4 protein-coding genes and 3 pseudogenes are annotated in these 10,980 nt (G+C 60.2%); 2 read left to right on the top strand and 5 right to left on the bottom strand.

All coding sequences use genetic code 11. The features are described from left to right. Positions 1 to 123 precede the first annotated feature (123 nt). Together ACOZK4_RS05800 and ACOZK4_RS05805 are read right to left on the bottom strand one after the other, a co-directional pair. Positions 124 to 1,041, bottom strand: a complete 918-nt coding sequence (locus ACOZK4_RS05800) for a hypothetical protein (RefSeq protein ID WP_421590971.1) — start codon at positions 1,039 to 1,041, stop codon at positions 124 to 126. Further along, positions 1,031 to 2,040 (bottom strand): annotated as a pseudogene (locus ACOZK4_RS05805) (nucleoid-associated protein). Before ACOZK4_RS05805 ends, ACOZK4_RS05800 begins: the two are co-directional and overlap by 11 nt. A gap of 754 nt (positions 2,041 to 2,794) precedes the next feature. Here ACOZK4_RS05805 and ACOZK4_RS05810 point away from each other — a divergent pair. Further along, entirely contained in the window at positions 2,795 to 4,600 is a 1,806-nt protein-coding gene (locus ACOZK4_RS05810) for a patatin (RefSeq protein WP_421590972.1), read from the top strand. A 26-nt stretch (positions 4,601 to 4,626) separates the two neighbouring features. Further along, on the top strand, positions 4,627 to 6,048 hold the full coding sequence (locus ACOZK4_RS05815) for a hypothetical protein (protein WP_421590974.1): 1,422 nt from the start codon (positions 4,627 to 4,629) through the stop codon (positions 6,046 to 6,048). A 430-nt stretch (positions 6,049 to 6,478) separates the two neighbouring features. On the opposite strand, the pseudogene ACOZK4_RS05820 reads toward ACOZK4_RS05815, so the two are convergent. The 3 genes and pseudogenes from ACOZK4_RS05820 to ACOZK4_RS05830 all read right to left on the bottom strand — a co-directional run bounded on the left by ACOZK4_RS05820 (position 6,479) and on the right by ACOZK4_RS05830 (position 10,843). Next, a pseudogene (locus tag ACOZK4_RS05820) lies at positions 6,479 to 8,656 on the bottom strand (PHP domain-containing protein). Beyond that, positions 8,653 to 10,167: pseudogene (locus ACOZK4_RS05825) on the bottom strand (Y-family DNA polymerase). The pseudogenes ACOZK4_RS05820 and ACOZK4_RS05825 overlap by 4 nt, the downstream one beginning before the upstream one ends. Continuing rightward, the gene (locus ACOZK4_RS05830; protein WP_421590976.1) at positions 10,085 to 10,843 is read right to left on the bottom strand and encodes an ImuA family protein; all 759 of its coding nucleotides are present in this window, start codon (positions 10,841 to 10,843) and stop codon (positions 10,085 to 10,087) included. Before ACOZK4_RS05830 ends, ACOZK4_RS05825 begins: the two are co-directional and overlap by 83 nt. Positions 10,844 to 10,980 lie beyond the last annotated feature (137 nt).

Consider the following 10,980-nt stretch of genomic DNA (forward strand, 5'->3'; position numbering starts at 1 on the left):
GCCGTCGAGAGCATCGAAACTGCCGGTAAAGAGGTCTTTGATCTCTGTGAACTCAGCGTTGAGCCTTGTCCTCTGGCCTTTAAGCTCGCGCGATATCGCGTCGAGCGTCATCCACTGATTGATTCAGGACGTGATCAGCAAGGCGGCGAAGAGACAGGCACCGCAGACTACGGCAACATTGGCCAAAAGCTCGGGGCCGCAGACAGTCGGCGCGGATGCAACAGGCAGCCCCAAAAGCTGGCCTTGGATGTCGCTGAACGTCTTGTGGATTCGGCCTACGTATTCTGATTGTGTCTTTTCCAGCTCGCCGCGGATTTTCGAATAAGAGAAGCTTGATGCGAACAGGCGGTACCCGTCATTAACCCAGCTGACAAGTTCGTCGACGTTCTGCATGAGATAGTGAAAGCGGCCGACAGCGCTCTGACTGGAAACAAGCTCCACCACTGCGTCTGCCAGAATACCGAGCCGCTGTTCCGCATGGAATTCACCTTCGAGAGCCTTCTCGAGGAGGTCTACCTGCGCGGTGTCGATGGAGCGCAGGTCCTTCGCGGTAAACTTTACCGGCACTTCGGTGCGAGCGTCTGCAAAATACACAAGCTTTGCCTGCTGCTGATCGGCGAACAGCGCGGATTCCGAGAGCAGCATCACAAGCTTCATGGTCGACCGATATCGGAGAAGCGTGTCGGTGGGAGGCAGGGTAGCATTGTGGGTTTGGTCGGAGCGGATATAGAAGGTCGAAGGCTCCCGCATTCTGGAGACCGACGAGGCGAGCAACGCGTCCCAATCCTTGACTAATAGGCCTAAGCTGCGGTGGGGTGAACCGATACGCACTTCGACGACGGAACCGACCGTGAGTTGCGTCTTATCGTCCTGCAACGAGATGTCGGCTTCATGATAGGCGCGATCGGAGGTCTCGACGAGCTTTAGCGTCCTAGCGATGCCCCCGCTGACAATGGTCAGATCTGCAATATGGTCATCCACCCAGACGGAGTTCTGGTATATCTCCAGAAGGTCCGCCCAAGTGATGGCGTCATTCGCCATCCACTATCTCCGCCAGCAAGTCATTACGAAGGTCGTCGGGCACATCGAAAAGGATGATGCTGTTCGTCTCCGGGTCATACCGGACCTTGTCAGAATTCAGCGCCTCGCGTTCGAACTCGACCGACCAGTTCGACGTCTTACGCTTAAAGGACACTAGGCCACGCAATGCCCTGCGATCGGCGACAAACCCGTCGATCAGACCGCGATCAGGATCGGCCAGGACCTCGATGAGGGCTTCCGGGTCCTCGGGATACAACTCGTTCGCCAAGGTGGCAAAGTTGATTGGCTTATCTGCCTTGGAGTCTCTGGCGCATATGTCGTTCGCACGGGCCATGAACTCGGCACGTTCTGCCGGTTCAAGAGGTCGACTGTCAGCGAAATGCTTGATGGCCTTGACCAGTTGGACGTGTCGACCCGGCTAGCAGCGGTCGTGTCGCAACCAAGAAAGGCCATGAAGTATTCCGAAACGTTGCCTTTGCCCTTTAAGAAGCTGACGTACCGCTCCTCGTTGTTGGCCCAACCCTCAAGGCTCACCCGACCGGCGAAACGGTAACCGTCGACATCGAGGTGCTTGACGTCTTGGAGGTCGGCTGTATCAGTCAACGCAGCACTGATCTTATCATTGACGATGGCGACCAGGATGTATTGCCGGTCGTCGCGCTGGAAATGCGCGAAGAAAACGTGCCCTCCCTCGGAGGCGGCGCGCCCCCGAGCTTCCTTCGCCAGGGTGTTCATCAACGCGATCGTCGTGTCTTCGAAAGAGGCCGTCTGGGAAAGGTATTCGGTCAACCGGACCGACGTCGGATAGTCGACCGTATTTTCGGAGAACTTGCCGTAAGCCTTCGACGGGCGGCGGGCATAGAGCTTATGCAATTCGTCGATAAGGCGTCTGGCCGTCGCGCTGACCGCGAGCTGCCCATTACCTTGGTGAACTTCGTAAATGTTGTCGGGATTGCGCGCCAAGTGATGGATCGCAACCTTGATAATATTGTCTGCCAAATTCCCCTCCCGATCTGGGTGTTATTCTTCCATGATTCTAGGGAATTCTGCCATAGTCTTCAGAGCCAGGTGAATGGCTGGAATGACGACGCTTTTTTGCTGCCCGGATCCGACCTCGTCCTTGTCGTTCGGAGTGCTCTCCTCGCCGCCCAAAACCTGCCGCTCGTTCGATTCCCGCCACCGGCAGAGAACGGGACCGTTCCCAGAAAGATCGGTTCGGCGCCGGCGCGCGCGCGAGGATATTCCTGAGCCCCATCCAACACGTAAAAAACTCCTCCGGACGAAAGTCATGAGCGGATGGCAACTACGTTTTGAACGCCAGCCCATTCTGTGTGACGGTCACAGCAATCCATGCAGTACCTCCACAGCTCACCGCAACCCTACATAAAATGGATTTTGATATTGCAATCTCTTTGGTTGAGATTTTATCATACTCGGACTAGAAGCATGACGTTGAAATGGGGGACTTCATGCCGCTTAGGCCTCCAGTGCTAGCTGGCTATTTAGGGATCGCCGTTTCGACGAGACACCGTGCTGCGCAGTGGGGGCGTTACCGACGCCCAGAGGTACACGATTTCACGCCCGCGACCCGCGATGGGACCGCTACTCTGCTGCAGGCGCGAGCGCGCGGCATTCTCTCCAAGCGTTCGAAGCGAATCCACCCCCCGAGCTTCCGGTTGGTCTACTTCATAAACAATACGTTCGAGCCAAACCATCCCGGTGCCGTAGCCCGAAATTCGATTGGGCCCTGCCAATGGTGAAGAGAGCAGAGAGCGATACTCTCGCAGTTTCAGCAATAGACCTGCCAACCTTCACGGTGGACCAGTTCACACATGGCGCCATGGCTGAATGCGATATGATCATGAAAGGCGGCATTACCTCTGGCGTGGTTTATCCCTATGCCGTTCTCCAAATCGCGACGAAATACCGCCTTCACTCCCTCGGCGGCACTTCAGCCGGTGCGATTGCCGCTGCGTTCGCCGCCGCGGCAGAATATGCCCGGCTGAATGGACGTCCCGAAGGCTTCCTGACTCTCAAGACGTATTGCGATGCGCTTCCTGATCGCTTGCTTTCGCTGTTCCAGCCTAGCACGGAGTTGGTGCCGGCGGTTAATAGTTTCAAGGCGGCCATTTCCGCTGGGGGCATCCTACCGATCCTACGTCAAGGCCTTTGGCGCGCCGCACTGCCGGCGCTTGGCGGAGGTGCAGCGCTCGGATTGCCATCCTTCGCACTCCAGTCGAGTTCCTACGCGACTGGCCTGGCTGTAGTTCTCGGTGCGGTGGCCGGCGGCACATTTGGCATCTATCGTTGGGGAAGGCGGGTTTTTGCCGATCCTCTGCTTGACGCGTTTAAACGGCTTCCGGAACATCACTACGGGTTCTGCACAGGATTGACGCAGCCGGGCAATCAACAGCCAGGCCTTACCGACTGGATATATCGGGCGCTCCAGCATATCGCCTTTGGCGATCCCGATCACCCGGTCCCGCTCACCTTTGGCGATCTACGCGGCTCTGATCCGGATAAGGTCGAGATCGACCTCAAGGTTGTCACAACAAACCTTTCGATGCGGCGCCCACACACATTGCCACGTCTTGGTGTAACCGCTGCCTTTATGCCTGCCGATTGGGAGAAGCTCTTTCCAGCTCCCGTCATGCGCTACCTCTACAGGGACGGGACGAAAAAATGGCAGCGCTACTCTGGCGCGTGGTTGTTTCCTTCAGAGGATCGGCTCCCGGTCGTTATCGCTGTGCGAATGAGCCTCAGTTTCCCACTCCTCTTCAGTGCGGTGCCACTCAAGATCGAAGACACTGAATTACCCTCGATCGTCAATGCACTGGGTGGTAAGCCTTATAAGCGAATCCGAACGGTCCATTTTTCCGATGGCGGTATCAGTTCCAACTTCCCGATTCATATGTTTGACGCGCCACTGCCAACACGCCCGACCTTTGCCTTCAGTCTTGAAGACCTTCTTTGGGATGCCGACGAATTGACTAGCCGGGTCGCGCTTCCGACAACGGCAAGTGAGGGCATGGGCGTCCAGATCAAGGAAGTGAAAAGCCTTACAGACTTCGCGTGGCAGATTCTTAATTCGGCCAAGGACTGGCAGGACCAGCTACTGTCGGAAATCACCGGGCAGAGAGAGCGCGTTGCTCGCATATTCCTCACCGATCGCGAGGGCGGTCTCAATCTAGACATGCCCGCAGATGTCTCTCGTCAGCTCATGAGATGGGGGTATGAAGCTGGCCTTAAATTCACCGATGGCGATTTCGATTTCGATGAGCATAAATGGCGCCGGCTGCTCGTGCTTTACAAGCATCTCCAGCAGAATCTCGAAGCGATCGATCGCATCTGGGACGAAGGTTTTGGCGACTGGTATGACAGCTACCTGCCCGAGGTGAAGAGTTACAAGAGGCTGACGCTTGCCGATCGCCGCCAGATTGCTGCCGATTTACGCGAACTGCTTGCCGCGCGCGACGGCGAGGATGCTGGAAAGATCGCCAATCCTGAGGAGAAGTTTCCCAAACGCGCCGGGGCACTCAAAGTCGCCCCGAAATACTGATCAGTCGTCCGATGAAGGAGTGGGGTTTGAACAGATTCTTCGATCGATACGAATATAGGCGCGACTTTCCGCGCCGGGCCTTTGCCCGGCTCGATGATATCGAACCGATTGTGCCCGGTCTGGAGGACGACCTAACCTTTGTCCTCGACGCTGTCGATGCCGATTGGAAGGGCTTCGGAGAGGGCGGAGCATTCAACCTCAATGATCCCGATCTCAAGCAACGTATCGCCAGCTATTGGCGTGGTCGCTTCGGCGGTGATGGTGGCGATGGGCTAGATGGCTATGAGGAGGTGCCGATCTTCCGGCTCGAACTTTCCCTGTCGCCAGGTGATCGCTTCTTCAGCCAATTGCCCCGTGACGAAGAACGCTGGATCTCCCTTGAACTTTCCGATGTTGAGAGCGACAGCCCGGTCGATGTCTACGGTGGTCTGTTCGGTGCGCCGACGCGTGCCTATCTCCATACCGCGCCGACCAACGCACCGTCAGGCCCGCTTTCCACTCTGTTCGACATGACGAACTGGCCGGATGCCAGCCACGGGGACCTGATCGCGGCCCTCCATCCCCCATGCGACCTTGAGGCCTTGGTCTGCTTTGACATCGGTCAGGGTTCCGCCTCCGCTTTGGTCTGCCGGTGCGGGCAGCCGATCTATTATTTTGATACAGGTTGCGGTTCGGGCCGCAACGCACCGACCGCGCCGGCGACGATCGATTTCTGCACGTGCGCCTCGCCCATCGTCATCCTCTCACACTGGGATACCGACCACTGGGCTGGTGCCGCAGGACATGCCGGGTTGCAGGCTCGAACCTGGGTCGTGCCACGGCAGACGATTTCAACCACCCACACCACCTTCGCCAACGACATCCTCAAGGCTGGAGGGCGCATCCTCGTTGTCGCTCGTGGCGCACCTCCGCTCCGTTGGTCCAGCGGGCGACAGGAGTATGATCTGCAACGCGCGACGGGCACGAAGCGCAACGGCAGCGGGCTCGTTCTCATCGTTACAGACCACCCAACCGGAAGGTCTTGGGTACTCACCGGCGATGCTAGCTACCATCTTATTGCGCAAAGCGCGCCAACCGACATCGCTGCCATGATCGTGCCTCATCACGGCGCCGATATGGGCGTGAGCAGCATTCCGTTCGTCCGCTCGACGAGCAATTATGCCCGCCTCTTATATTCCTTCGGTCCTGGCAATGGTCATGGACCTCGGACCCCGCCGGTCCGTCATCCAGTGGCAGCCGCGGTGACCGCCCATCAAAACAGGAACTGGGGACATGGAGGCTGGACGCCAGTGACGGGAGGCCAGTCGCTTGCCGGTGGCGATGTGCTGGCAACCGCCACGCACCTGTCCTCTCATCTCGGCGGAGCGGCTGCCGGCTGGAGTGGGCCGCCGACATCACTCGGGCATCTGTCAGTTTGCGTGCACTCCATGCCAGTGCCTCAGAATTGATGTGGGCTGCACCAATAGAATGGGCGAAGGTTGCGCTAGCTTTGTAGTCTTTTTTCTTGCAGCTTCGAGCGTTAAAGGAGGGTATTCTTGTGGGATCAGGTACACGATAGCCGCCGAGGCTCATTGACCAAATAAGTGGCAGCTTCTCGCGCGGTGGCCCGTAACCTGTCAGTCCCTACCCCAAGTCAGACCTTACTCGCTTTGGATAAACGGCAACTGCCGGAACATTCAACAATGGGCTGACGACGGAATCGAACACGCAAATCCGACTTCAGCAACGGATCATTAATATAGCTACTTCCAACGCTAGTTACATGGCCGTACGGCAGCGACCAATAATTCAAAAACAAGAGAAATAATTGAGGCCGAGGCGAGAGCTGTCTGGAGCCGCCAAGGTTTTCTCAGCGTTGCGATTTTCCAATTTTTCAACTCAATGAAAATTCCGACTCTTCACCTTCAGCCGATCGATCAGCAGGTCAGGGATAAAAATGTCCCGCGCCGGTGCCGTTGCCTTTGGCCGCTCTCTGGGATCCGGCGCCCCGTTCCCATGCGCAAATTCATCGCCGCGTCCATGCGGAAGCGGGAATGGATCCCCCCGCTCACCAAGTTGACCGAGATCCTCCGATAGGTCGAACAGTCGTTGCGCGACGAGATGCACAACGTCGCCCTCTCGCTGGATTTTCCCATTGATCGCCAACATGGACGAAGACAGGACCTGCCGCCGCTGACGCTCGAACACCTTCGGCCAAATGACGGCGTTGATGATGCCCGTCTCATCTTCCAGGGTCATAAACATAACACCCTTGGCAGAGCCCGGCCGCTGGCGCACGAGCACGAGCCCGCCGCTCATCAGCCATCGGCCATCCCGCTCGGCCATCGCCTCGGCGCATGTCACGATCCGTTTCCGGCGGAGGTCCTCACGCAGGAACGAAACGGGGTGCTGTCGCAGCGTTAAGCCGACATGGGAATAATCCTCGACGACCTCATGGCCTGTCCTCATCGCAGGCAACGAAACATCAGGTTCCTGCGCCTCGGAGAACTGCCGTGCCTCCCTTTCGGCAGGCGCGGTCCAAAGCGCCAGTGGCTCATCGCGCAAGGCCTTGATCGCCCACAGCGCGTTCCGTCGCTGAAGACCGAGAGACGGAAGGAATGCATCAGCTTCCGCCAGTTTGATCAGCGCGGCGATCGGCACGCCGGATCGGCGCCAAAGATCGTCAGCCGAGAAGAAAGGCTCGTCAGCCCGCGCCGCTACGATCCGGGCGGCATCTGACGTCGAGAGGCCTTTCACCATGCGCATGCCGAGGCGTACGGCCTTCCTGTCCCCTTCGCCGGCGTCCTCCAACGTGCAGTCCCATCGAGACGCGTTGACGCAGACGGGCCGGACCTCGACGCCGTGCGCTCGCGCGTCGGACACGATTTGGGCTGGAGCATAGAATCCCATCGGCTGCGAATTCAGAAGCGCGGCGCAAAAGGCGTCCGGGTGGTGGCATTTGACCCAACTCGACGCATAGGCAATCAAGGCGAAGCTGGCCGCATGGCTTTCCGGAAAACCATAGCTGCCAAACCCCTCCAACTGCGAAAACGTGCGCTCGGCGAACTCCTCCGAGTAGCCATTCTTGACCATGCCTGCGACAAGCTTGTCCTTGAACCTGGAGACGCCGCCGGAGAACTTGAACGTAGCCATCGATTTTCGCAGTTGATCGGCCTCCCCGCCGGTAAAGCCCGCGCAGACCATCGCCACCTTCATAGCGCTCTCCTGAAACAACGGAATGCCGAGCGTCTTCGACAGCACTGCCTCAAGCTCCGGCGTCGGGTACTCGACGGGCTCCTTACCTTCTCGGCGGCGCAAATACGGATGCACCATGTCGCCCTGGATTGGCCCCGGCCGAACGATCGCCACCTGAATGACGAGATCGTAAAACGTGCGCGGCTTCAAGCGCGGCAGCATGCTCATCTGCGCCCGGCTTTCGATCTGAAACGTTCCCAAAGTGTCTGCCTTGCGGATCATCGCATACAGGTCACGACGTCCTGCAGCTGCCGGCGACCGGGGTCGTGGAACAACACGTCGTTGGTGACCACGGTTCTAACCCTGTGGCGTGCCGCAATCGAGGCGATGCCATGCAGGCGCACCCGGTCGTTGGGACGACGGCGCAGCGAGAGGCCGACATAGGCCCGCTCGCCGAAGAGATCGGCCATCCTGCGGAGATGTACCGTGCATGCCTCATCGGCTTCATCCGGGACCAGGAACGCCGATCATGCCGGCCGCGTGCTCGGAAAGGTCGGCGAAATCAATCAGGCAATTGCCCTTGCCGCCGCGCGCCTTGCCGAGAGACAGCAACCGCGTCAGCCGCGAATAGGCCGGGCGATCCATGGGATAGACGAAGACCGACATGCCGTCGGTGAGATCGAGCCGGCATCCGACGACAAGGCGCACGCCGGTCGCCTTCGCTGCCTCCCAGGCGCGCACGATGCCGGCAAGGCTGTTGCGATCGACAACACCGAGCGCGTCGATACCGAGCGCAGCCGCGGTCCCAAACAGCTCGTCCGCGCTGGATGCGCCCCTTAAAAAGCTGAAATGCGTCGTCACCTGAAGCTCGGCGTATTTCATCCGAACACCCCATGCAGGAACCACAGGTGAGAGCCGGTCTCTGGATCGATGCCGTCGCCGGCGCGATAGACCCAGTAGCGCTCGCCAAGCTCGTCCTCGACCACGAAATAGTCACGCACAGCCTGGAATTCGCGCGGTCGTTTCCACCACTCGCCGAAAATGCGCTCCGGCCCGTCGGCGCGGACAACTCTCCGTCTCTTACCGCGCCAGGTGAACACTGCCGGCGGCTGGTCGGGCAGAAGCGCCATAACGTCGATACGCTCCGGGTTTGCGAGCAACCGTGATGGCCGCGGCCACTTGTTGGCCCATGTCTATCCGATATCGGGCGCGGTCGCTGCGATCCGCCGAACGGAGCGTTCCGGCACATCGGAGGCTACCGGCGCGACCCGGAACAACCGATGACCGCGATTGCCGAGGATGTCGACGAGCGGCGTGATATCCGCGATCTCCTCCTCGATCAGCGAGGAGACGACCTGCCGCTCCTCCAGCGGCTCGGCGAAAACCGCGACGAGCACCAACTTTTCGATGCCGAAACCCGGATCGATTTTCTCGATGCGATCGCACAGCAGCTTGGACAGGCGCGCCGGATCGCGCACCGGCTTGGCAAGACCGGCTCGAAGATGCTGGCGCGTGTTGTCGACGCGGTGGATGACGAGGTCGCAGCGCCGCGCGCCAAGACCGTTTTCGGCAAGCTTCGCGGACAGCTGCCCGACCAGCCGCCGGACATATTTGGCGATGGTTTCCGGCGCGCCGATCGGCTCGGCGAAATTCTTCGAAACCTCCACCAGCTCGGGCGTGCGGATCGGTTCGATCGGCTCCGCCACCCGCCCGAACAACTGGCCGAGCCGGCGGGCGGGCTCCGGGCCGAAGCGAAGGGTCAGCGGCGCGCGCGGCATGGCGGAAAGCTGGCCAACTGTGTCGATGCCAAGCACCCGCAGACCCTGGATCGTTTCGGTCGGAAGCCTCAGCGCGAGGATCGGCAGATCGACCACGGCTTTCGCCACGTTCCCGACGGGCACCACCGTTGTTTCCGCCGAGATCAGCCGGGCGATGGCGTGCGAGGCGCCCCAAGTATCCGAGACGGCGGCTCTTGCCGTCAGGCCATGACCACGCAGCCGATTGACGAGGCCGGAGATCAGAAGATCCTCGCCGCCCTGAAGATGGTCCGCGCCCTCGGTATCGATCACCAGACCGTCAGCGCCGTCGACCGCGACCACCGGGCTATATTGGCGCAGCGCCCAGAGCGCCAGCCGCTCGAGCGCGGCCGCATCCTCGGCCGGCGCCGCGTCGACCATTAGGAGATCCTCGACCATGGCCTGCGCCTTGCTTGCCGGCATGCCGACGCGCAGGCCGAGTTTTGCGGCCGCCGGATCGGCCGCCGAGATCCAGCGCTTTGATCCGCGCCGCGCAATCACGACGAGCGGCTTGTCAGCCGGCAAGGCTTCGCCAGCGCGGCGTCTGATCCGTTCGGTCGCCAGATGCGGGAAGTAGACAGATACGACCCTTGTCATCGGGGGCTCCAATTTCAAATTCGGCGCATTCGCCCGCCTTCACGCGCATTATCTCCGCCAGCCAGCGCGCCCTCCCGACGCCGGCCACCGGCAGCTTCTCGGACGGTAGCGTGCTGATGCGCCAACGCGTCGTCGAGGCCGTCGGCTGTCCATAGTCCGAGGCCTCGTTCTGTCGCCGCCATCGGCGCAGGACGATACCCATGCTGCCGGTCTTCTCGGCCGCGAGCTGCAGCCGACGGGATGCGGTCATCGACAGGCGGACCAGTTCGCCGACGACACAGGACAGACCACCGAAGGCCAGCCCCTCTTCGAAGGCCGACAATACCTCCTCCTCCCGGTCGCTTTCGCAGAAGACGACGCGATCGGGATGCAGCCCTGCCTGCGAGATCGCCGGGAAAAACAGGTCCGGGCGCGTCATGCACCACAGCACTCTTCCCTTCGTCCGCGCGGCGACGCCTGCGGAAAACAGCGCCGCGGCCGCACCGTCGACCGTGCCGCCTCCTCCGCCGGCAACCTCGTGCAGCGCGCCGAAGGCCAGCCCTCCTCCAGGCAGTGTCCGGTCGATGTCCGCGACACCGAACGGAAGCGTCTGCCTTGCGCGTTGCGCGCCGCCTTCGAGGCGGCCAATGCGCTCTCGCAGTTTCGCAAGGACATGATTGAGGGCATGGGTGGCCACGGCAGAATTGTTGCTCCTTCAGGGTTTTCAGCAAGTGTTCAAGCTGATATGTTCATTATTTGTTCCGATTGGCGAAACGAGTCAATCGGGCCTCCGCCCCGGATGACCCGCCGCCGCTAAGCCGTTGAAACGAATCC

The sequence above is a fragment of the Shinella sp. M27 genome (assembly GCF_049199905.1).
Classification (GTDB): Bacteria; Pseudomonadota; Alphaproteobacteria; order Rhizobiales; family Rhizobiaceae; genus Shinella.

Bases quoted from the DNA above. Each gene is read 5' to 3' on its own strand.
- ACOZK4_RS05800 (WP_421590971.1), bottom strand. From the start codon at position 1,041: ATGGCGAATGACGCCATCACTTGGGCGGACCTTCTGGAGATATACCAG.
- ACOZK4_RS05810 (WP_421590972.1), top strand. From the start codon at position 2,795: ATGGTGAAGAGAGCAGAGAGCGATACTCTCGCAGTTTCAGCAATAGAC.